The 23,893-nt window shown below is 43.2% G+C and carries 18 protein-coding genes and 1 tRNA gene; 10 read left to right on the top strand and 9 right to left on the bottom strand.

The features are described from left to right. Positions 1-8: 8 nt before the first annotated feature. Positions 9-1,238, bottom strand: a complete 1,230-nt coding sequence (locus CDG79_RS29985) for a tetratricopeptide repeat protein (RefSeq protein WP_094345368.1) — start codon at positions 1,236-1,238, stop codon at positions 9-11. 393 nt (positions 1,239-1,631) lie between these two features. After that, the gene (locus CDG79_RS29980; protein WP_094345367.1) at positions 1,632-2,540 is read right to left on the bottom strand and encodes a LysR family transcriptional regulator; all 909 of its coding nucleotides are present in this window, start codon (positions 2,538-2,540) and stop codon (positions 1,632-1,634) included. A 135-nt stretch (positions 2,541-2,675) separates the two neighbouring features. On the opposite strand from CDG79_RS29980, the gene CDG79_RS29975 reads away from it, so the two are divergent. Both CDG79_RS29975 and CDG79_RS29970 read left to right on the top strand, forming a co-directional pair. Then, on the top strand, positions 2,676-2,897 hold the full coding sequence (locus tag CDG79_RS29975) for a CDGSH iron-sulfur domain-containing protein (protein WP_094345366.1): 222 nt from the start codon (positions 2,676-2,678) through the stop codon (positions 2,895-2,897). A gap of 57 nt (positions 2,898-2,954) precedes the next feature. Next, positions 2,955-3,836, top strand: a complete 882-nt coding sequence (locus CDG79_RS29970; RefSeq protein WP_094345372.1) for a pirin family protein — start codon at positions 2,955-2,957, stop codon at positions 3,834-3,836. Between the two features lie 594 nt (positions 3,837-4,430). On the opposite strand, the gene CDG79_RS29965 is transcribed toward CDG79_RS29970, so the two are convergent. The 3 genes from CDG79_RS29965 to CDG79_RS29955 all read right to left on the bottom strand — a co-directional run bounded on the left by CDG79_RS29965 (position 4,431) and on the right by CDG79_RS29955 (position 8,489). Beyond that, positions 4,431-6,584 carry a hybrid sensor histidine kinase/response regulator gene (locus CDG79_RS29965; protein ID WP_223278404.1) on the bottom strand — a complete coding sequence of 718 codons (2,154 nt, stop codon included), beginning with the start codon at positions 6,582-6,584 and terminating at the stop codon, positions 4,431-4,433. A gap of 465 nt (positions 6,585-7,049) precedes the next feature. Then, complete coding sequence (locus CDG79_RS29960; protein ID WP_094345365.1) at positions 7,050-7,523, bottom strand: tetratricopeptide repeat protein; 474 nt, start codon at positions 7,521-7,523, stop codon at positions 7,050-7,052. A gap of 3 nt (positions 7,524-7,526) precedes the next feature. Next, positions 7,527-8,489, bottom strand: coding sequence for a homogentisate phytyltransferase (locus tag CDG79_RS29955; protein WP_094345364.1), 963 nt, complete (start codon positions 8,487-8,489; stop codon positions 7,527-7,529). Between the two features lie 402 nt (positions 8,490-8,891). On the opposite strand from CDG79_RS29955, the gene CDG79_RS29950 reads away from it, so the two are divergent. After that, complete coding sequence (locus CDG79_RS29950; protein ID WP_094345363.1) at positions 8,892-9,512, top strand: hypothetical protein; 621 nt, start codon at positions 8,892-8,894, stop codon at positions 9,510-9,512. Between the two features lie 30 nt (positions 9,513-9,542). On the opposite strand, the gene cobA is transcribed toward CDG79_RS29950, so the two are convergent. From cobA to CDG79_RS29935, 3 genes are all read right to left on the bottom strand, one after another. Further along, a complete protein-coding gene (cobA, locus tag CDG79_RS29945) occupies positions 9,543-10,322 on the bottom strand; it encodes a uroporphyrinogen-III C-methyltransferase (protein WP_094345362.1) in 780 nt (259 codons plus the stop codon). Further along, positions 10,319-11,065 carry a sirohydrochlorin chelatase gene (locus CDG79_RS29940; RefSeq protein WP_094345361.1) on the bottom strand — a complete coding sequence of 249 codons (747 nt, stop codon included), beginning with the start codon at positions 11,063-11,065 and terminating at the stop codon, positions 10,319-10,321. The genes cobA and CDG79_RS29940 overlap by 4 nt, the downstream gene beginning before the upstream one ends. Positions 11,066-11,216: 151 nt before the next feature. Then, a complete protein-coding gene (locus CDG79_RS29935) occupies positions 11,217-11,600 on the bottom strand; it encodes a DUF4359 domain-containing protein (protein WP_094345360.1) in 384 nt (127 codons plus the stop codon). Positions 11,601-11,724: 124 nt separating this feature from the next. Here CDG79_RS29935 and CDG79_RS29930 point away from each other — a divergent pair. The 4 genes from CDG79_RS29930 (at position 11,725) to CDG79_RS29915 (ending at position 19,107) form a co-directional block, all read left to right on the top strand. Beyond that, positions 11,725-11,797 (top strand) — tRNA-His (locus CDG79_RS29930). A gap of 373 nt (positions 11,798-12,170) precedes the next feature. Then, a complete protein-coding gene (locus tag CDG79_RS29925) occupies positions 12,171-12,449 on the top strand; it encodes a helix-turn-helix domain-containing protein (protein ID WP_094331952.1) in 279 nt (92 codons plus the stop codon). Positions 12,450-12,462: 13 nt separating this feature from the next. After that, entirely contained in the window at positions 12,463-16,155 is a 3,693-nt protein-coding gene (locus CDG79_RS29920) for a PAS domain S-box protein (RefSeq protein ID WP_223278403.1), read from the top strand. Positions 16,156-16,686: 531 nt separating this feature from the next. Continuing rightward, entirely contained in the window at positions 16,687-19,107 is a 2,421-nt protein-coding gene (locus CDG79_RS29915) for a sucrose synthase (protein WP_094345370.1), read from the top strand. 154 nt (positions 19,108-19,261) lie between these two features. Here the strand turns inward: CDG79_RS29915 and CDG79_RS29910 are convergent, their stop codons facing one another. After that, positions 19,262-19,813, bottom strand: a complete 552-nt coding sequence (locus CDG79_RS29910; protein WP_094345358.1) for a peptidoglycan-binding domain-containing protein — start codon at positions 19,811-19,813, stop codon at positions 19,262-19,264. Between the two features lie 366 nt (positions 19,814-20,179). Between CDG79_RS29910 and CDG79_RS29905 the strand changes: the two genes are divergently transcribed. From CDG79_RS29905 to CDG79_RS29890, 3 genes are all read left to right on the top strand, one after another. Next, the gene (locus tag CDG79_RS29905; protein ID WP_094345369.1) at positions 20,180-20,938 is read left to right on the top strand and encodes a red chlorophyll catabolite reductase; all 759 of its coding nucleotides are present in this window, start codon (positions 20,180-20,182) and stop codon (positions 20,936-20,938) included. Positions 20,939-21,023: 85 nt separating this feature from the next. Next, positions 21,024-22,058, top strand: a complete 1,035-nt coding sequence (locus CDG79_RS29900; RefSeq protein WP_094345357.1) for a nitrilase-related carbon-nitrogen hydrolase — start codon at positions 21,024-21,026, stop codon at positions 22,056-22,058. Between the two features lie 207 nt (positions 22,059-22,265). Continuing rightward, positions 22,266-23,684 (top strand): aldehyde dehydrogenase family protein, encoded by a 1,419-nt coding sequence (locus CDG79_RS29890; RefSeq protein ID WP_094345355.1) that lies wholly within the window; start codon positions 22,266-22,268, stop codon positions 23,682-23,684. The last annotated feature ends 209 nt before the right edge of the window (positions 23,685-23,893 follow it).

Below are 23,893 nucleotides of genomic sequence, written 5' to 3'. Positions count from 1 at the left end.
CCCTTAATTCAATTCGTTCGGATATTAATTTTTTGGATTAGCTGATTAACTTGCTCAACCATTTCCTTGTTGTCTTCAGCTTGAAATAACTCTCTGGCTTTTTTGAGATTAACGATCGCTTCTTCTAGCTGTTGTTCTCTTCCTAAAGTGATTCCCAAATTATAGTAAGTGAAGGCATCGTTGGGTACAAGGCTAATGGCTTTTTTGTAATGTGCGATCGCTTCTTGGGGTTTACCTTGATCGTCCATCGCATTTGCCAAACCTGTGTAAGCTTGTGCGTGTTTTGGATCGAGGCGAATCGCTTCGGTATAATCTGCGATCGCTTCTGCAAGCTTGCCTTGAGCGTAAAAAGCGCTTGCTAAATTATAGTGAGCATCTGCATAGTTGGGAGCGAGGCTGAGGGCTTTCTTATATTGGGCGATCGCTTCTTCTAGTTTGCCTTGAGCATAGAGGGTATTTCCCAAGGCATTATAACCTGCGGGATTTTTTGGATTGAGGCGAATGGCTGCTGTATATTCGGCGATCGCTTCTGCTGGTTTTCCTTGAGCATATAAGGCGTTCCCTAAGTAATAGTGAGCGTCTGCATACTTGGAATCAAAGCTAATGGATTTTTTGTACTGAGTAATTGCTTGTTCTAACTCACCTCGATCGTACAGAGTATTTCCCAGACGCGTGTAAGTTGGGGCATAACTGGGTTTGAGGCGAATAGCTGCTGTATATTCGGTGACTGCTTCGGTTAACTTGCCTTGAGCGTAGAGGGCATTTCCTAAGTTATAGTGAGCGTCTGCATAGTTTGGTTCGAGGCTGAGAGCTTTTTTATATTGGGCGATCGCAGCTTCTAACTGATTCTGCCTTGCTAAAGTCAAACCTAAATTAAAGTAGGCTCCAGACTCTTGAGGATTGAGGCTGATGGCTTTATTGTATTGTGCGATCGCTTCTTGTGGTTTACCTTGATCGTCGAGAGTATTTCCCAAGCCAATATAAGCTTGTGCAAAGTTGGGTTGCAGTTCAATTGCCTTCCGAAAAGCCGCCTCTGCTCCTTTTAAATCTCCTTGTTTATAGAGATTATTTCCTTGCTCGAAGTTAGCCGCTGCGTTTTTATTCTGAGGAAGTGCTGCTCGATCTGAGTCTGGAATTTTTGCTAAAACAACGCCAACATCTTTACCAAATACAGTATTCCCGTTACTCAAACACAAGCAGATAATAGCTGCTACCAATAGATTCTTGTTTTTCAGCATTTTTCTTACCTTATCTGCTTGGTTTACATATAATATCAAGTTCGGCTAATTACCATCATCAAAATACCCCATCCCCACCCTTCTTTGCTTACTCTTAGGGGATAAAAAGCCTAGTAGCGCAAGGGAGAATTCAAAATTCAAGCAGGACGCTCCAGGATGAGCTAACGCTGCGCTAACAAAATTCAAAATGAATACAGCGTAAGCGTTTCATTGATTTAGAATCGGTGGTTTATTTACGCTGTATTGTACTAGCTTTGGTAGAGTTATAGCAGGAATTATATAAAAGATTGACTGCAATTTGTGGTAATACTGCGAAATTCTGGGGGGCATTATCTTTCCTAATCCGACAATCATCTAGGCGTGCGATCGCAGGATAAATTTCGGTGAGGAATTTTAGCCGTTATTTTCCTGCTCAATGATGCCAGAAAAATAGTTGGTCAGGAAATCAACGAAAGTCCTAACCTTGGGTGATAGGTATCGCCGACTCGTGTATACAGCATTCAGAAAGGTTAAGAAGGTATATTCCGGCATCAGCACCTCCAATTGTCGGCTGGTAAGATCCTCTTCAATCAACCACACTGGCAAAAATGTTAACCCCATACTGGCTAAGGCTGCTTGATACAACATGCTAGAGCTATTAGAGCGCATTGAGACTTTCATTTTGACTATCTCCCGACCGTTCGGGCCACTGTGGAACACTAGTCCATCGTCAAACTGCGAGTAGGAATAGGCGAGGAGCAAGTGATTTGACAGTTCGTTGAGGTTTGTGGGGTATCCATGCTTAAGTAAATAGTTAGGTGAGCCGACCAACTGAAATTGAATCGGACAAATGCGGTGCAACAGCAGTGAAGAACTGGAATTGTTCGTGACACGTAATCCGAGGTCAAAACCTTCTTCCACTAAGTCTACTACTCGGTCATTCAGATTCAAATCTAGCAGAACATCTGGATAGCGAGAGCGATATTCCGCTAAGGCTTTGGCGAACAAAGGGTTGGCGAACCAAACCGGGGCAGTAATCTTGAGTACACCATGCACGGCAACTGCCGATCTCCTCACTGCTGCCTCTACCACTTCCAATCGTTCAAGTATTTCTTGGCATTGCTCGTAATAAACTGTGCCAATTTCAGTCAGACTCATGTGCTTGCTCGTCCGATTCAACAGGCGTACCCCAAGGTTTCGCTCCAAATTCATTACATGCTTGCTAGTCATGGCTGTGGATAAGTCGAGCCGTTCGGCGGCGGCTACGAAACTTCCTGACTCCACGACTTGACGAAACACTTTCATGCTGAGTAAGGTGTCCATCGTGATTCCAAGATTTCCTTAAAGGAAATATCCTATCAACAAAACTGCTCTTGTTCAACTAATAGGAAATTAATAGGATAGAGAAACAGCAGGTTACTACTAACCTAAACACCTAAATTTTCACAGGAGATAGCAATGTCTGAAACAACAAAGATTACTGTCCTCGATAACGGCCCCTTCTTGGTAGCTGGTTCATTTGTCGTTACTGATGCGGTGGGTCAACCCTATCATGCCGATCGCGAGCAAATTGCTTTGTGCCGATGTGGTCGCTCAAGCGGCAGTCCGTTTTGTGATGGTACACATGCAAAGATTGGTTTTTCTGCCACTGAGAGAGCCGTTCCGCAGGTACAAGACTAAGAATAAACTTGTCGGGAAATTTCTTCATGCTTAATCTTTATAGACAACATAATGGTCATGAAAAAAACAGTTATCGCACCTTTGGATTTGGATACAGTAGATAGCCCTACACCAAGCGACTCTACGCGCAAAATCATTCATCATATTAGGGGGCAACGCAGCGGCCCAATTACTCGTCTGGTGAGTCCATCTGATATTGGAGAGCTAATCAAGCCGTTCGTGTTCCTCGATTATTTTGAGGCGCAACCTCTGAGTGCATCTGGCTTTGGATGGCATCCCCACTCAGGCATTGCGACAATTACCTTTATGTTGTCGGGTGAAGCATCTTATGAAGACAGCACAGGCAAGCAAGGTATTCTTCCACAGGGAGGTGTTGAGTGGATGCGTGCTGGTAGTGGTGTCTGGCATAAAGCGGGAAGTATTGGCAGCTCACTTATGAAGGGTTTTCAACTTTGGATCGCCTTACCGCCTGAGCAAGAGCTTGCTCCTGCACAAAGCGTCTATCTGCCTCCCCATGAGGTACAGGAGTCAGGGGCGGTGCGTGTGATTTTGGGTCGGTATGGAACTGCAAAAAGCCCTATTGCTGCCCCGCCATCCATAAACTACCTTGCCGTGCGACTTAAAGATGGCGAACACTGGCACTTTGAACCAGATGCAGGTCATACCGTGGGCTGGGTCGCCGTACAAGCCGGAATACTGCATACTGGCGATCGCACATTGGCATCTGGCGAACTGGTGGTTTTTGATGAATCAGATGCTGCTATCGATTTCCATGCCCAAGGTGACACTACATTTGTGCTTGGCTCTGCCATTAAACATCCACACAATCTAGTATTGGGTTCCTACTCGGTTCACACTACTCTAGATGCTTTACATCAAGGCGAAACTGGGATTAAACGAATCGCTCAACGACTTCGGACTGAGGGTAGATTGCGCTGAGTAAAATACTTCTGGTGATGTTCCCCCTCTGGCTTTCTCCCTTCTTTACAAGCAGCAACAAATACAGTCTCCGATGACTTAACCCCTTTCCAAGTTCGGAGTGCATCTTTGAGATAAGCGATGTCTATGACGGGCTACGCCTACGCTAAACTTGTGTCAATAAGCAAGCATTAATGCGACTTTTTAAGCCTATTGAGAATAAAATGCTTTTGTTGACATAATGTGTTTGCCCTGGGCGACAGCCCAGGAACGAGATATTTTAGCAATTTTTGCGTAAGTCCTGATTAACGCTGTTTTATTACTCTCGTCAGATTAAATTTGAAACCCTATTTTGACGTTCGTCCGCGCAGGCGGACGAGAGTTTGTGTAGCCGCGATTTCTAATCGCCTGGATTATTCTCTCTCCAGAGTCATATAGGACTAGTATTTGATTTCTGAAAAAATCTAAGTATGTGTAGGGTGTGTTACGGAAGCCGTAACACACCCTACACATAAAGGGTGGTGCGTTAAGCCTACGGCATAACACACCCTACGTGTATTTCAAAAATCAAATATGAGTCCTATAGAAGAGGGTTAGGATTAAAAAGTCGTTTTTTTAGGTAATTGCTGATATTTTTATTTCTAAAAGTTTAATAATGGCCGCAATTAATTCTTCTGGATTAAGAGGCTTAGGCAAATGCATCTGAAACCCAGCGTTTAGCGCTTTCTGCTGGTCATCATTTCTTGCAAAGGCAGTCAAGGCAATTGCTGGAATTTGTCCACCTTGTTCTGGGGTCAAAGTTCTCACTTGATTTATTAACATATAGCCATCCATATCTGGCATACTAATATCGCTAACTAACACATCTGGCTTGATCTCTGCTAAGGTTTGTAATGCTTCATCAGCCGAAGATACTGCAATTACAAAAGCCCCATCTTGCTCTAATACAAAAGCAACAAAATCTCGCGAATCAGTATCATCATCGACAACTAAAACCCTGATACCACTGAGGGGTAAAGAGTTAGGAGCTAATATTGCCGAGCCATTTTGTTCATCTGTCAGCTTTGGTATTGCATCTGGCAGAAGCGGCAAGCTAACAGTAAATATTGCCCCTTTACCCTCACCGTGGCTATCTGCTTTGACGATACCGCCATGTATTTCGATGATATTACGCACAATTGCCAATCCCAATCCTAATCCACCAAAATTTCTTGTAGAGGTGCTATCTGCTTGGCGGAAGTAATCAAATACGAATGGCAAAAACTCAGCACTAATTCCCTTACCTGTATCGCTAACTATGATTTGAGCATAGCCATTAGCTTGCTCTAGTCGCACTTTTACTTTTCCTCCCCTGGGTGTAAATTTGACGGCATTAGAAACAAGATTCCAGACGACTTGCTGCAAACGAGTCGAGTCGCCCATAACTTGTCCCACATCTGGTTCAAAGATTGTACTCACCTCAATCAACTTTGTTTCTGCCGCTAAATGCATTGTCTCTAGTGCGGACAATATCGTAGACTCTAAGTTAATCTTCGTAATATTCAGCGTTAGTTTGCCCTGTAAAATTCTGGAGATATCCAGCAAATCTTCAATAAGTTGAACTTGTAAAGTGGCATTCCGCTCGATAGTGGCTAATGCTTCTGCTGTTTTTACTCGGTCTAACCTGCGAGTTTGCAACAATTTTGACCAGCCGAGAATTGCGTTTAGTGGAGTGCGTAGTTCGTGAGAGAGGACGGCTAGAAATTCATCTTTAATTCGATTAGCTGTTTCTGCTTTAGCTCGTGCAACTTGTTCTAATTCCAGCAGGTGTGCCCGTTCTTCAAGTATTTGTTTTTGTTCGTGAATATCTGTACATGTTCCAAACCACTTCACTACAATACCTTGCTCATCTTTGAGCGGTAAACCTCGCGCTAGCTGCCAACGATAGGAGCCATCAGAAGCCTGTTTGAAGCGATATTCATTGTTATACATAATGCCATTCTTTACGGCATTAGACCACATCTCATCAGCATTTTGGATATCATCTGGATGTAATGCAGCCAACCAACCAGAACCCAAGGACTGCTCTAATGTTAACCCTGTATAGTCGCACCAATTTTGATTAAAAAAATCACATTCACCGTTAGGCTTGGTTGTCCATACAAGTTGAGGAATTGCCTCAGCTAGGTAACGGTAGCGTTCTTCGCTTTGTCGGAGAACTTCTAAAATGCGTTGGCGTTCAAGGATTTCTTGTTGTAATTGCTCGTTGATTTTAGTAATTTCATTGGTGCGAACAGCAACCATTTCTTCTAGATGATTTTGGTATTTTCGCAGTTCCTTTTCAACCCGTGAGCGTTCGGCTATTTGTATTTGAAGTTCTTGATTTGCTTGTTCTATTTGAGCAGGGCTAGGAAGTGCTAGTCCTTGTGGAACTAGAGACACAAGTTTTACTGCTGTAATTACAGATATTGTTGCAGTTACTGCCTTGACAAATCCCGATACCCAATAGGTTGGATGCCAAAGTGTCCAAATCTCTATTAAATGAGTGGTTCCACAAGCGACGATAAATGCACTAAACAGCAGAAAAATCCAATCAAAGGACAAATCCTGCCGTTTACGGACAAAGTAAAATAGTGTAGCTGAGATCGAATAATAAGCTAGTGCAATAAACGTGTCAGATAATATATGTAGCCAAACTAAATTTGTTTGCCATAGATAGCAGTTTCCATGTGGAATAAACGATCCTGATGTAAAAATAACAGTCCACAATTCTGATATAATTTCTGACATAAATGCTTGATTATTTTGAATATATAAAATTTACTACTAAATACCTTTTTTTATCAGCCCAAGTTGTTTGCACGTTTGAAATTTACTATTATCCTATCTTGAGATAGGAATAAGAGAATGAGTGAACAAACCGCATACCCCTGCGGGGAAGCAAGCTAGGCGCAGTGTCTAGTTAGAGAAGGATACATTCGCGTAGCTTCTTGTAGAGAAGAGCGCAAAGTTAAGAGGATTATAAAAGTTTTTTGCATTAGTAATGTGAACTTTTTAAAAATGGGTATACTGCCTCAGATTGCAATTATAAGGGCTATGAAGGGAGTGGTCAAACTCGCGAAAATTGGGGATATAATTACGGCAGATATGAGGAAATTTCCAAATAAAAACCATTCTCACCATAAGAATGATGGGAATGGTAAAAAAGTTAGGAGACGAAACAGGAAAATTTAATCTCTGCAATTCTTACTCAACTTAAGATTGACTTGACTTAATACTCATTTTATCTAACAGTTGAGTGATTTTTTGAGCTTTTTCAGGTTGGCGTTGTTTTTCCAATAAATTTTTTGCTTGTAGCAGGTTGGTTTTAGCTTCCTCTTCTCGCTCTTGCTGCATGAGAATATTCGCCAGACGCAAGTAAGCATCAGGATTTTTCGGACTGCGGCGAATTACTTCCCGGAATAATTCTGTTGCTTCCTCTACTTGGCCTTGCTGGTTTAAAACATCTCCTAAAAACAAACGCACTACATCATTAGTAGAGTTGAGGGAAATCACTTTGCGAAAGGCTGCTTCTGCACCTTGGTAATCTTTTGCTTGAGCAAGATTGATTCCTTTTTGAAACAAGTCTGAGGTAATCAAAGTTTTCCAAGCGAAATAGCCCAGGATTGACAAACTCAAAACAACTACAAGAGCAGCGATAATAGAACTGGTAGGAAAAGTTTCTAGCATTGTCTAGGCCAAAAGGCAGGCGATAGGAAAAATCAGATATTCGATAAAAAATAGTTTCCAGATAAATTGGTAGAATTGAGCGATCGCACTTTTATCTTGTAAGTCTACCGTTGAACTCCGCAACCACATCCAAACCAGCAGCCCTAAATGAGCAACTACCAGAAAGATGGGGTTAACTGAGGCGATGTGTAGCACCCCAACTAGAATTATTCCCAGATAGCAGACAGTTATCACCCAAAGAGCCAGATTAAACACAGCTTGGGGGCCCAGTTCGATCGTGAAAGTAGTAATATTGTAAAGGCGATCGCCTTCTATATCGGGGATATCTTTAAAGATGGCGATCGCAAAGGTAAACACCAAGATAAATAACGTCAGCACCCATACCACAGGCGGAATTATTTGGCTTTGTTTCAGCGCCCAACTGTAATGCAAATACAATCCTAAATTAACAATCGTGCCGCGCACCGAAAAAATACACAGCGCCGCCCAAAATGGAAACTGTTTTAAGCGAATTGGCGGTAAAGAATAAGCAGTACCAATAGCCAAACTAATTGCCACCATCCCAAATAAGAATGGCCCAGTTAGCCACGCCACTACTAACGCCAAAATCCCAGTCAACGCGACAATTGATTGCCCCGTCTGTTGAGAAAACTCACCTGATGCCAACGGTAAATGAGGTTTATTAATCTTGTCAATATCAACATCTTCTAATTGATTCAGCCCTACAATGTAAACATTGCCACATAAACAAGCAATCCATGCACCGAAGACAGGAAGTAGGGAGTTAGGAAATAAAGAATCAGGATTATTACTAATAGCAATGGCAATTAAATACAAACTCAACACACTCAGACTTGTGCCAATAATCGTGTGAGGGCGAGAGAATTTCCAGAAAGCGTATAACCAATGGAGATATGATTGAACAGGTTTGCGTGGCAAAGGGCTGTTTTGAGAACTCTGGCTCATGAGTACCTTAGATTCAGATTCCGGCTTATTGTTAACTCTGACTTTTCATGGGATTGGGAAAACCTCACCTCTATTCCTCTTTCCTGCTCTTGAGAAGCTTTGAATTCTCTCCATTCCCTACAAAAGTTGGGGACTGGGGGATTAGGTTTCGTGTTAACTTTTCCCATTGCATGAATTGTTCAGATTCTTAACTATTGTCACAGAATTTGGTCATTAACAAGAGCTTTACTAGAGGAGGTAGTGGTGGCATAGCCCGCCGTAACCCTACTCAAAAGCTAGCTAGGCGTAGCGAATCTATCTTAGGGAAGACTCTCAATCTTGAAAAAATCTGACAACTAATTCTGCACTCCTGACACTCCATAGCGCTACAATCTATCAGAAAAGCAAAGAAATAGTTAAATTATGACAGCTAATTTGACACCTGTAGCCAAATTTGACTTTGTTACCGTGCTATCACAGGCCGCGGCCGCATATCGACGACAAAGAGATACACGCCCTATTGCAGAAAGATTAGTCAATGCGTTACTACAATCAGAAAAATCTGCCAAGCAGCAACATTTAACTTATCCCTTTGAATCTCTTCTAGGTAAATGGCAACTTTGTTTTGCTACTGGCACCAAGAAAGTCAGAGAACACGGAGGAATTGGATTAGGGAAGGGTTTTTATGTACCCAAGTTTATCAGAATCCATGTTTCCTTTAATGCGACTTTAGAAGAGGATTCAGACAGGGGCAAAATTTGTAATCAGGTTGAACTTGGGCCAGTTTTATTGAAGCTCACCGGGCCAGTACAATATACACGGAAGAAAAATTTATTGGCGTTTGACTTTAACCAGATGATTATCAGTCTGTTTGGTCGTGTTCTTTACAACAGACCAATTCGTTCTGGCAAAGTTAAAACAGAAGATTTCTACAACCAGTCCATAGCTCAACAGCCCTTCTTTGCCTTCTTTTTAGTGAGGGAAGATTTGATTGCAGCTCGCGGCCGTGCAGGAGGTTTGGCATTCTGGATTCGAGAAACTTAAAGAAAGTGGATTTTAGATTTTCGCCAGGCATCAAACTGGACGACAACCAGACAAAATACTGTGTATATTGACCACTTGTCCAATGACTGCGATCGCAGGCGCACCAAATCCAGTTTGCTCTACCTGCTTTACAATTGTCTCTAAGGTTCCAATTAATTCTTCTTGTTCTGGGCGCGTACCCCAGCGCACCAAAGCAATGGGTGTTTCTACTTTCAACCCAGCTGTGCTTAACTGTTCCACAATATAAGGCAAATTGTGAATTCCCATATAAATTACAATGGTTTCGGAACCGTGGGCGATCGCATTCCAATTCACTTTCGGTCTATACTTCCCCGCCGCTTCATGACCAGTTACAAATGTCACCGAAGAACTATACAGTCGATGAGTCAAAGGAATACCGGAGTATGCCGCAGCCGCAATCCCCGATGTAATACCGGGCACAACTTCAGTTGATATCCCAGCGTTGACTAATTCTTCCATTTCCTCGCCACCGCGACCAAAGATAAAAGGATCGCCACCCTTTAACCGCACCACAATTGCACAATCCTGCGCTTTATCAATCAGCAATTGAGTTGTTTCTTCCTGGAATAATGAATGCTTACCCCTGCGCTTACCAGCGTTAATTTGTTCGGCTTGGGGATTAATCATTGCCAAAATTGCCGGACTGACTAAGGCATCATAGATAACGACATCTGCACATTCCAACAAACCTTTCGCCTTCAGGGTTATTAATCCTGGATCTCCTGGCCCCGCACCTACTAAATAAACCTTTCCCAAATACTTGTTCTCCTGTTTTTCTGTGCGGTTCATCTATCCGTTAAATCCCAAATTAGCTCGGCTAGTTCTGCACTTGCTCCCAGTGGCTGCGCCAATTGGAAATTCACCGCCGGAAATTGTAATTTTAGCTCCTCTATGGAGGCTGCGATCGCATCGGTTATGCCACCAGCGAATAAAAAGTATGGCAAGATTGCAATTTCTTTATAACCATCAGTTACCAACTCTGTCACTCGTGATTCTAAACTAGGAGGCCCAGCCCAATAAGCAGCCACTGCTGACAAACTCGCCGCCATTGCTTCTACAGTTTCTTTGGAACCCGGGCGACGGCTACCATGAGCTAAGAGAATCCATGCTTCTGCTTTTATAGTAGCTATTTGCTTGGCCAGCAATTTCTCTAAATTGACGTGAGAACCTAAATATGGTTGCAACTCAATCATGATATCTTGACCAGTTGCCTGTTGTGCTAGCGCTACTTCAGCTGGAATATCTGTCATCACATGCACTCCCGGCAACAGAAATAGGGGTACAATTTTGAGGCGATTCTCATTTTGAGATGGTTTGCGATTGCCAAAAGCGCTCTTAGCAAATTGTTGAATCTGCTCATGTAAAGGCTGAGGATTCATTTCTAAAGCAGCTATGCCAACCAAATGTTCGCTATTTAATGCATTGTAGTTATTTGGCAATTTGTCACATACCAGCCTAGCTAGTTGCTGCATAGCAACTTCTGGGCGCGGGTCGCGACTTCCGTGAGACACTAGCAGATAGGCAGATGACATCGGCAAAGCTTGAACTCTCAGTAACTAATCTTCATATTTTACTTAATATTAAGCTGGTGGTAATAAGTACTCTAGTGATTATTGAAACTATTATCAATTACTAAATACAAGTATTATAAATCACCTTTCTATCATTTCACTGCTGATTTTCTTATTGTTCTTCGGCAGTGTAAGTATAAAATTGATTAAAAGCTCCCACCGTTTCAAATTTGTAAGAAGGTATCCAAGAATTTATTTTTAAATCTGTACGGTAAATGCTAAAAATCATATAATTTTGTCTTTCTGTAGTTCTGGCAATAACTCCTTGGATTTGCGGGTTAGCGGAGTCAACCAATTGATCGCAATTAAAACGGATTAAATTTTCTATAATATTCGTAGTTTTTTTGCATACATCGGTTTTTAAGTATTTTGTCAACCGTTGCACTGCATATTCTTCATATTCAACCTGACTGGGATTAGTCTTCGCCATTGTCACACCCAAGGCGGCGAGTCCTGCTGCGGCTCCAGTATATGCAATGATGGTTAGGGGTTTCATGTTCACCAAGTAAAATTCGTTGTAATTGTTAGATTTCAGAGACTCTAAATCAATTGAGTCCGTTCCTTGAACACAAACTCTTGATAGTTTGCGAAATTATTGCTATAATTCAAATTGTTGAATGGCGAGCGTAGCCAAGTGGTTAAGGCAGTGGTTTGTGGTACCACCATTCGCGGGTTCGAGTCCCGTCGTTCGCCCTAAGTAATTTAATATTGATAGCTATACTCCTATTGAAGGTGGGTTGCATGGTGTGAACACTCATAACCATCACTTTAACAAGGATTTGTAATCTATAGCTTTACACACTTGGAAGGATTGTAAGTTTACTATAATTCATTAGCTTATCTTATTATAACTTACCTAAGAAATCACTCTTAATCTTAATTCATTGAACTGCGAAAGCATTAAGAACCCTTCTCTACGATATGCTTCGCCTTCGCACAGACTCTATGAGAGGCTGCGTAAGTCCTACTTATAAAAGATTTGATGCTGAATTAAATGAATATCTGCGTCTTCTGATAGAAAATGAGTCATATGATTTATCACTCTTTAATCGAAAGGGAATCGATTATGGCAGGTACACCAAACTTATATAGCAGTCGTCAGATTGAGGCTCAGACGCTGGTTCGTCAGCTAAGGCAATTGCTAGGACTTACACAGGAGCAATTTGCGGCTGAGGTTGGCGTAACACTGGTGACAATCAACCGTTGGGAAAATAATCGAGCTAAACCGCTACCCCTGGCACTCAAGCAAATTAAAGCCAAGCTTCATGAAATGGAGAATTCACCCATTGAAGCTTATCGAACTGGCGCTCAATCTCTACTGCTCGATTACTTTGGTGAAGGGTGATAGGGCAGAACTTATGCTGAATTTTCAAACCTTATTTGAATCAATACCGGGATTGTATCTCGTCTACTCACTCGACTTGATAATTGTCGCAGGAAGTGATGCTTACTTCCGGGCAACGAAGACTAAACGAGAAGAGGTCTTTGGTCGCCATTTGTTCGAGGTTTTTCCAGACAATCCCGACGATCCAAATACTACTGGAGTTCAGAATTTACGTGCCTCGTTAGAAAGCGTGCTGAAGCATCGCCAGCCTCACACGATCGCAGTGCAGAAATATGACATTCGCCGCCCCGAATCAGAAGGCGGTGGCTTTGAGGAGCGGTACTGGACATTAACCAACTCGCCAGTCTTTGATGAAAACGGTGAAATGACACACATTATTCACCAAGCCGAAGCTGTCACCGACTTTTTGCGGGTGCAACAGCAGCGAAATGAGCAAGACTTCCACAAACAAGCGGCTCAAGCACTGCAAGCCAGCGAACAGCAGCTTAAACTTGCCCTTAAGACCAGCAAACTCGGCTTTTGGCAACTTGATATCAAGACCAATGTTCTATCTACTTCTGACCAGTGCAAAGTGAACTATGGTCTACCGATTAATGCTGATTTCTCGCACAAAGTTCTAATGGAGCGGATTCATCCAGAGGATCGGACTTGGGTGCAGGTGGCAATTCAAGATACCATTAATATCAAGGGTACTGATTATGACGTAGAGTATCGCACCGTTTGGGATGATGGCAGCACGCATTGGGTGCTGGTTCGGGGTCATCTAATTTACGACGAGGCGGGCAATCCTGAGCGCATGGTCGGGATTTCAATCGATATTAGCGATCGCAAACAGACTGAAGAGACACTGCGCGAATCCGAACAGCAACTCCGCGCAATTTATGACGGCACACACGAATATATCGGACTGCTGACACTGGACGGAACGCTGCTTGAAGCTAACCGTGCGTTACTCGAATTTGCCGATAGTAAGCGTGATGAGTTGATTGGACTGCCCTTTTGGGAAACGGTCTGGTTTCAGTACACGCCAAACGCATCAGAAACTGTGAGACAAGCGGTAGTAAGGGCGGCGGCTGGCGAGTTTGTCCGCTTAGAAGCGCCAATAATCAACCCTTTGGGTGAAACAATGACGTTCGACATTTCGTTGTACCCAATTCGCAACGAAAAAGGCGAAGTAATTCTCATCGTGCCAGAGGGACGTAATATTACAGATCGCAAACAAACTGAAGCTGACCTCCGGGAAGCCCATGTGCAATTGGAGTCAGCTTTAGCCGCAGGAGCCATTTACACGTGGCGGTGGAAGATTCCTGATAATCTGGTAATCGTGAATGCCACCTTTGCTCACTTGTTTGGCGTTGACCCTGTGCAGGCAGCGACAGGTTTGCCGATCGACCTGTTTGTGCAAGGAATACATGAAGAAGACCGCCCACGAGTAGTCGCTGCCATTAACCAGGCGATTGAAACTGGCGAAGAATTTGTCAGTGAGTACCGGGTTTATACGGCAGTGGGCGAGGAGCGCTGGCTTGCCGCCCGCGGTCGAGTTGAATATGCTGCTGATGGCAGACCGCTTGCTTTTCCTGGGGCACTGGCAGACATCACTGAACGCAAACAAGCCGAAGACGCTTGGCGACTGATTTCCGCCGAACTCGAACGACAACTGCGAAAGTTCGACGCGATCGCCTCTTCCGTAACTGATTTTATTTATACCTTCGATTTGTCGGGACGGTTCACTTACATCAATCAGCCGTTGCTCGATCTCTTAAAGAAGACTTCGGCTGAAGCCCTGGGCAAAAACTTTTTTGAGCTGGATTATCCAAAAGATTTAGCCTCCAAACTGCAAAGACAGATTCAGCAAGTCATCGAAACGCACCAACCGCTCAAAGATGAAACGCCGTACACGAGCGTATTTGGCACGCGTGCCTATGAATACATTTTTGTGCCGCTAGAGAGCGGAAATGGCATGGTAGAAGCGGTGGCAGGTGTCACGCGAGACATTACCGATCGCAAGGAAATCGAAGCGACTGTGAAAGCCAGCAACGAACGGCTGAAGCTGCTTTCAGAAGTTGCTAACGATCTCTTGCTCAACGAAGATCCCAAGCTGTTTTTAGCGGGTTTGTTTGAAAAGGTTTCGACTCATTTGGGACTCGAAGTTTATTTCAATTACTTGTTTCAAGAAGACCAGCAAAGACTTCAGCTACATACTCATGGGGGCATCTCAGAGGAAATTGCTTTATCTGCTAAATTTTTGGAGTTAGGGCAAGGGGTGTGTGGTTATGCGGTGCAACATCGGCGACTTACTATTGTTGAAAATGCCCTCTCAACGACCGATCCACTTGCTGTTAGAATTCAGTCAATCGGGATCAGAGCTTATGCTTGTCATCCACTGATGGTAAGCGATGCCTGCGGCGGGCAAAGCCATCGCATCTTGGGCACTCTGGGACTGGGAACTCGTCAACGCGATCGCTTTACCCGCGAGGAACTCGACCTCATGCAAACGGTTGCCAATCAGGTTGCGGCTGCCTTAGAACGATCGCGCCTGGTTACAGAGCTACAGGCACGCGCTGAAGCGTTAGATCGAACTAATCGCATTAAAGATGAATTCCTGGCAGTTCTCTCCCATGAGTTGCGGACTCCCCTAAATCCAATTCTGGGATGGTCAAAACTGTTGCAGAAGGGAAAGCTTGATGCTGAAAAAACGAATATTGCGATCGCCACGATCGAGCGCAACGCCCAGCTTCAGGTGCAACTGATCGATGACTTGCTAGACATTTCCCGGATTCTGCAAGGCAAAATGAGCTTGTCAACCTCACCTATTGACCTGAATGTAGTAATTTCAGCCGCGTTGGAAACGGTTCGGTTAGCCGCAGAAGCCAAGTCAATCCAAATTCAGACGATTGTCTCACCCGTTCTGGGAGTGGTAGTCGGGGATGCAGGCCGATTGCAGCAGGTGGTGTGGAATCTGCTATCGAATGCCGTTAAGTTTACTCCTATTGGGGGGCAAGTCACGATTGCGCTATCCCAAGTTGAAAATCATGCCCAAATTCAAATTACCGACACCGGAAAAGGAATTCGTGCCGATTTTCTGCCCTACGTGTTTGAGCATTTCCGCCAAGAAGATAGCGCCACCACCCGCAAATTTGGCGGGCTAGGCTTGGGACTGGCGATCGTGCGCCAAATTACGCAAATGCATGGCGGTACAGTCACAGTAGTCAGTCGCGGCGAAGAACTAGGAGCAACATTCACAGTTCAAATTCCGCTTGCACCTCAATTAAGTGAAGCACCAACCTTAGATCGATCGCCCGTTGAGGAGAATGATTTGAGCGGCATTCATATTTTAGTCGTTGATGATGAAACGGACTCGCGGGAGTTCATCACTTTTGTTCTAGAGGAAGATGGCGCGATCGTCACTGCTGTTGCATCTGGGACTGATGCGCTGCAAGCGATCGCTCAATCCATTCCCAACATAATCGTTAGCGATATTGGGATGCCAGAGATGGATGGCTACATGCTGATGCGACAAATTCGTGCCCTTGGGCTTGAGCAAGGGGGAAAAATTCCCGCTATTGCCTTAACAGCTTATGCCGCAGAACTGGATCGGCAGCAAGCGATCGCAGCCGGATTTCAACGTCACATCACCAAACCCATCGATCCAGAAGTTTTAGTGGCGATCGTCGTCGAAATATGGACTTGTATGCTGTTCCCTTAGTAAAACATTGGCGGGTGAAACTATGCGAATCAAGCTTACTATCTCTGAACAAAAATTTATTTTAATTCATTGAATCCTTTAGCTTTAAGATCGACAATTAAATTTTGTTTAGCATCTTAGGAAGTAGGTAATAGCAAGTTTTACAGAGCTTCACAGATAAATATTGAGATTATCAGTGTGCCAAGGATAAAATACACACAAATAAATGTTATAGTGCAGATTGAATCAGGCAGTTGAGGGCGTTCAAAATTGTGCCCTAGCCATTATTATGTCAATTATTTACTAACATCTATCAAAAGAAACAAAAATTGTATTCCTTTAGTTAGATCAAAAAATACTGAGTCATAGATACTTTAAGTAAAGTAGAACATGATTTAAGTGCCTACTAAAAACTTGATATTTGTAGGTACACAGATAAATCAGATTTATCTGTGTTATTTCGTGTTTATATGCGGTCTAACAAAAGGTGGAGGCTTATTTGTCTCGCCTTGAAAATTAACAATGCAAACATCGTTATCTAGTGGAGTCGCCATGTCTGAATTGCTTCAAGCAGTCTTAGATAGTGAAGAAAAAAGTGATTTGCGTTCCTTTATAAGTGAATTACGCCAACAAGAAAAGAAGTACTTGCTGCGGAACGACATCCTCAATGTATATAGTGAGTATTGCTCAAAGTCCCAGAAACCGGAGGCTTTTGACACTACCTCTGAGTTAGGCAAACTGATTTACTATACTCAAGAAATTATTCAGGAGGACTCAAAATTCTGTTTCATCATCCGTTCTAAGATTGCCAGCCAAGAAGTTTATTGGTTGACATCAGACTTGAGCATTGAGCCGATGACGGTAGAGGATTTGTTGGATTTGCGCGATCGCTTGGTGAACAAATTTCATCCTAACGAGGGCGGCCTGCTAGAATTGGACTTCGGCCCATTTTATGACTACACCCCAATCATCCGCGACCCCAAAAATATTGGTAAGGGAGTACAATTTCTCAACCGCTATCTATCTAGCAAAATATTTCAAGACTCTAAAGAGTTGCTGGACAGCCTATTAAATTTCTTGCGCCTGCACCACTACAATGGTGTTCAACTGCTGGTCAACGATCGCATTCAATCACAGCAGGAACTTTCCGAGCAAGTTAAAAAAGCTATCAGTTTTGTTAATAATCGCCCCGATGATGAACCCTACGAACAATTCCGGTTCCAATTGCAAACAATGGGTTTTGAGCCGGGTTGGGGTAACACCGCAGCACGGGTGCGGGAAACCCTAAATATTCTTGATGAATTGATTGATTCTGCCGATCCCCAGACCCTAGAAGCCTTCATTTCTCGTGTGCCGATGATTTTTAGAATCGTCTTAGTGTCAGCCCACGGTTGGTTTGGGCAAGAGGGAGTGTTGGGTCGTCCCGATACAGGGGGTCAGGTAGTTTATGTTCTTGACCAGGCAAAGAGTCTAGAGAAGCAGCTACAAGAAGATGTTTTCCTAGCTGGTCTAGAAGGATTAAATGTCAAGCCAAAGGTAATTATTCTCACCCGCTTGATTCCCAATAGTGATGGCACTCTGTGTAATCAACGACTGGAAAAAGTTTATGATACTGAAAACGCTTGGATTTTGCGAGTCCCTTTACGGGAATTTAATCCCAACATGACTCAAAACTGGATTTCTCGGTTTGAGTTTTGGCCTTATCTAGAAACTTTCGCCATTGACTCAGAAAGAGAACTACGGGCAGAATTTCATGGCACACCTGACTTAATCGTTGGCAACTATACTGATGGGAATTTAGTGGCATTCTTGCTGGCGCGGCGTTTGAAAGTTACCCAATGCAATGTTGCTCATGCTTTAGAAAAATCTAAATACTTGTTCAGTAACCTCTATTGGCAAGAATTGGAAGATAAATATCATTTTTCTTTGCAATTCACTGCTGACTTGATTGCCATGAATGCTGCCAATTTTGTGATCAGCAGTACTTATCAAGAAATTGTCGGAACACCGGATAGTGTGGGACAGTACGAATCTTACAAGTGCTTCACCATGCCGGAGTTGTACCATGTTACCAATGGCATTGAATTATTTAGCCCCAAATTTAACGTCGTACCGCCGGGAGTAAACGAGAATAATTACTTCCCCTACACCCAGACTAAAGATAGAGTAGAGAGCGATGGCCAACGCCTTGCAGAAATACTCTTTACTCTGGAAGACCCCGCGCAAATATTTGGCAAACTCGACGATCCTAACAAGCGTCCTCTCTTCTCAATGGCGCGTCTCGATCGCATCAAAAATCTCACAGGTTTAGCTGAATGCTTTGGTCAAAGTAAAGAATTACAGGAGCATTGCAACTTAATTTTGGTGGCGGGTAAGTTGCGCGTCGAAGAATCGGGCGACAACGAAGAACGTGACGAAATTATCAAACTCTACCAGATAATTGACCAGTACAATCTCCACGGGAAGATTCGTTGGTTGGGTGTGCGCCTAACTAAAACTGATTCTGGTGAAATTTACCGAGTCATTGCCGATCGTCAGGGAATTTTTGTCCAACCAGCTTTATTTGAAGCTTTTGGTTTGACAATTTTAGAGGCGATGGTTTCAGGATTACCGACTTTTGCCACACAATTTGGCGGGCCACTGGAAATTATTCAAGATAAGGTTAATGGCTTTTACATTAATCCAACAAATTTAGAAGAAACAGCCATGAAAATTGTGGATTTTATCACTAAATGCGAACAGAATTCTAACTATTGGAATGAAATTTCGCAGCGAGGAATTGACCGAGTATACAGCACATACACTTGGAAAATTCATACTACCAAGCTATTATCCCTAGCAAGGATTTATGGCTTCTGGAACTTTACCTCGAAGGAGAATCGGGAAGATTTGCTACGTTATATCGAGGCTTTGTTCTATTTAATTTATAAGCCAAGAGCGCAACAGCTATTAGAACAGCACAAGTACCGATAATTAGTCATTTGTCATTTGTCATTTGTTATTAGGGACTTCCAGAAAATAAACTATCCAATTTATTCAGATTATATTTTTCTTACTCCCCCTGCCCCTGCTTATACAGCGATTGGTTATTTTTTTATTTGGAAGTCCCTTAGATAAGGACAAATGACTAAATTGTCAATGCCCGCCAAGTTCTTTGACCAACTACTCCATCGGTTCCTAAATTCTGCTGGTTTTGAAAGGCTTTGACAGCAGTCTCTGTCAGTGCGCCATAAATCCCATCCACTTTAACGGCATAACCGTTAGCCACTAACAATCGTTGCAAAACTCTCACAGCAACACCAGAGCTACCGAAATAAAGAGTCGGCATCGGTTGGCTACTAAACTTCTGGAAGTGTCCTGTAGCCTTTGTACGGACTTGACTGACAAACTGAGATTTCTTAGACTCACCTAAGTTAGAAGAAGCTAGGAAGTGATTCTTTTTGCTGATTTTCTTAAGTATGCGTTCTTTCTCTACTGCGATCGCTGAGGTAGAAGCCTGGGAAATCCCATCTATCTGCATGAATTCAGGTGGTGTAACTTGAGCAGTTATCTCTAACTCACTCTGTTTTGACTGGTTTACGTCATTTTCCATCTGAACTATTTGCTGCTGTGGCAAATTGGCCCCAAATGCTTGTCTTATTGTTAACACGCCCGTCATCATCAGGCCAATTTCAGTCATTGTATTTCATTTTACTTCAACCAATATTTCTTTTAACTAACAACATTGCTACTATCCGGGATAATACATACTGACCAAAAAAAGTCATGTAGTAATTTTTTCAGATAATATTGTCATGCTCATATTTGCTCACCTCTAATTCCATCTAATCAGACTAATATCATTAGCTTTGCGCTGTTTTTATCTTTCATCAAGCCATCCACTTGTAAAATATGGTGTTTAAATCAACGGTTTAGACAATAACATACTATACAATCATTTCAGAGTTATCTGAATTCGATGAATGCGTTGCTTGATATGGGCAACGAGCTAGATACCAGTGTCAAACTAAACATAAAGTCTATAGAAAAACCGCAAACTCAAACTATGACTCAGCAACCAACAGATTTAGACAATAAAGCTGTATTTGAGCAGTTGTGGGGAATTACAAAGGAACTGCACCACAAACTAGAGGCTCGTTTTCAATTACACCCAGACCCTTCTGTAGAAGATTTACAGAAATACAGCAGTCTTGATGGCAATATGAAGGGTTCGCTCACCGCTTTTTCAGGGAAAGAAATTGACTGGTTAGTGCATTCGTGGCTAGGAAACCCAGAAAAATCAAACTTTAGTACCATGCGTCTTACCACTTGGTTGAAATCGCATATCCAGGTTCCTCATTTGGCTTTTGAGTTTGGCACACTTCCGAATGTTTTCTTTTATATAGATTACATTCCTCGAACTGAGCTTTTAACCGATTTGGCATATCTCGATCGCTACTATGAACCAGTTAACCAAACATTTTTGAAGTTGCAGGAAGATTCGCGCCTAAAGGCATTTACTAGCAAAAGCGCCTATATTCGCCTATTTCAATCGCCTGTTAGCTTGTGTTACACCAGCGCACCTACCTTGGATACCCTCGAATTGACTCGCACAGTTGCACATGAAACCCTCGATCGCTGGCTAACCTGGGTAGATGCGGCTGAACCAGTGCCAGAAGATGCACGGGAAGCTTTAGCATCTCGTGATTTGGAACTGCGCCGGATCAGTGCTGAACGCGATCCAGGTAATAAATTTGCGGCACAGATGTTTGGATCGGAATTGACAGATAAACTTGTCCGATCGCTTTGGGGTGGCGATCGCTAAATTGGTCATTTGTCCTTTGTCCTTTGCTAATGACCAATGACTAATAACTAATGACTAATAACTAATGACTAATGACTAATGACCAATGACAACTAATCCAGAATCCTACCGCGCCTTAGCACTGCAAGTTACCTGTCATGCAGTCAATCAAACAAGCCATCGCCAAGAAGCGCGATCGCTTATGCAAAACTCCATCAACCGCATAGCTCAACAAATTGCTGCCAGTATCGCTTTCATTGGCTTTGATTGTCGTTTAATTGTACTGCCAGAATATTTTCTTACTGGTTTCCCAATGGGAGATTCTCTCTCAGGATGGGCAGAAAAAGCTTGTATAGAAATGGCTGGTGCTGAGTATGAGGCACTTGGTAAAATTGCCCAAAAGCATAAAATCTTTTTAGCTGGGAACGCCTACGAAATCGATCCCAACTTTCCCGGATTGTACTTCCAAACCTGCTTTATTCTTGACCCTTCCGGCTCAATCGTCTTGCGATATCGGCGGCTGAATTCTTTATTTGCTCCCACCCCCCATGATGTTTGGGATAAATATCTCGACTGCTATGGTTTAGAAGGAGTTTTCCCTGTAGCCAAAACTGCGATCGGTAATTTAGCAGCTTTAGCATCAGAAGAAATTTTGTATCCAGAAGTGGCGCGGTGTTTGGCGATGCGAGGCGCAGAAATTTTTGTCCATTCCACCTCGGAAGTATACAACAAGAGCCTCACGCCCAAAGACGCTGCAAAAATCACTCGCGCTGTTGAAAATATGGCTTATGTAGTTTCAGCCAATACCGCAGGCATTGCTAATATTGCTATCCCCATAGCTTCTGCTGATGGTGGCTCTAAAATCATCGACCATCGCGGAATCGTTTTAGCCGAAACAGGTGCAGGCGAGAGCATGGCAGCATTTGCAGAGATTGATTTAGGAGCATTACGCCGCGATCGCCGCCGACCGGGGTTACATAATTTACTTGCCCGCCAACGCTTTGAACTATATGCCGAAAGTTATCACCAATCACACTTTTACCCCCCTAATACTATGCTGGAGGGAGAAATAGACCGCAAACACTTCCTCCAAACCCAGCAAGCCACCATTGAGCGGTTAGCCAAATTGGGGATAATTTGAATTTGGGAATTGGAAATTGGGGGACAAAGAAATAACCCAATGACAAATAACAAATGAAAAATGACAAATGACAAATAACAAATGACAAATGACAAATGACAAATGACAAATGACAAATGACAAATGACAAATGACAAATGACAAATGACAAATGACAAATAACAAATGACAAATGACAAATGACAAATGACAAATGACAAATGACAAATGACAAAACCAATAGAAGTCCGCAATCCCCGAACAGGCAAATTTGACTATGTAATTATCCCGCCACCCCCAAAGTTGCTGGCACAGCAATGTAAGCGCACTCGCCGAGCGCAAATTAGCTGGCAAAAACTGGGTTTAGAGGGGAGAATAGAAGCTTTACAGCAGTGGAAGGAAGCGATATTATCTGGGCGCGATCGCTTAACTGAAGCCTTGGTAAATGATACAGGAAGATTGTCAATCTCAATATTAGAAATAGACTCCTTCCTCTCTAGCATCGATCGCTGGTGTAGGTTAGCACCGGAATTGCTGCAAGACTCTGCAAAAAGTACAGCAATTCCATTTATTGCTTTGCAACAAACATCTGTCCCTTATCCCCTAGTTGGGATAATTAGCCCGTGGAATTTTCCACTGTTGCTGTCAACCATTGATACTATTCCGGCATTGCTGGCGGGTTGTGCTGCCATTGTCAAACCCAGTGAAATTGCTCCCCGTTTTGTCGCACCACTGACAACAGCACTCAACGCCGTCCCCAAATTGCGCGATGTCTTAACTTTTGTTGAAGGAGCAGGCGCAATCGGCTCTATTTTGATTGACAATGTAGACTTAGTGTGCTTTACAGGTAGTGTAGCCACAGGACGAAAAGTGGCAGAAGCGGCTGCGAAACAGTTTATTCCGGCTTTTTTGGAATTAGGAGGAAAAGATCCTGCGATCGTTTTAGAATCAGCCAATTTAGAATTAGCAACCTCAGCAATCTTGTGGGGTTCCGTGGTCAACACCGGACAGTCGTGCTTATCAATTGAGCGGATTTACGTTGCTGAATCCATATTTGAAAAGTTTTACCATCAATTAGTAGCCAAAGCCCATCGCCTCCAGCTAGCCTACCCCACCGTTGAAAGTGGAGAAATTGGCCCCATCATCGCCCAAAGACAAGCAGCAATCATTAGCGATCATCTCCTAGATGCAGTGGAAAAGGGAGCAGTAATTCACTGCGGCGGTGTAATTGAAGACTTAGGTGGGGGTTGGTGGTGTCGTCCAACAGTTCTCACCCAGGTTAATCATTCCATGAAAGTGATGACCGAAGAGACTTTCGGCCCCATTATGCCAATAATGCCTTTTTCCACAGTTGAGGAAGCGGTCTCTTTGGCAAACGATTCAATTTATGGATTGAGTGCTGCTGTCTTTGCCTCAGAAACTGAAGCCTTAGAAATTGCCCAGCAGATAGATGCAGGTGCTATTAGTATCAACGATGCAGCACTCACTGCCATCATGCACGAGGGAGAGAAAAACGCCTTCAAATTCTCCGGTATGGGAGGATCGCGCATGGGTGCAGCAGCGCTGAAACGATTCATGCGAAAAAAAGCTATTTTAATTAAAACCAACGCGAGTAATGACCCTTGGTGGTTTGATAATGAATCATAAATACTGTCAACAAACAAGGGATAATTTTTTAGAATTAGCTCTTTCAAGGTGGATAACAATTTTGGACAATAAATAACCTCTTATCCCTGTGTTCTCTGCGCCTAATAAAGTTAAATTAATTACTTTTAAACCGCAGAGGCACAGAAGAGGACACTTCCCGCATTTCTCACAAGCTTGAAATGCAGAGGGGCAGAGGGGCAGAGGGGCAG

It is taken from the genome of Nostoc sp. 'Peltigera membranacea cyanobiont' 232, assembly GCF_002245985.1.
In the GTDB taxonomy this organism is placed as follows: Bacteria; Cyanobacteriota; Cyanobacteriia; order Cyanobacteriales; family Nostocaceae; genus Nostoc.
This window is presented reverse-complemented; position numbering and strand designations above follow the sequence as displayed.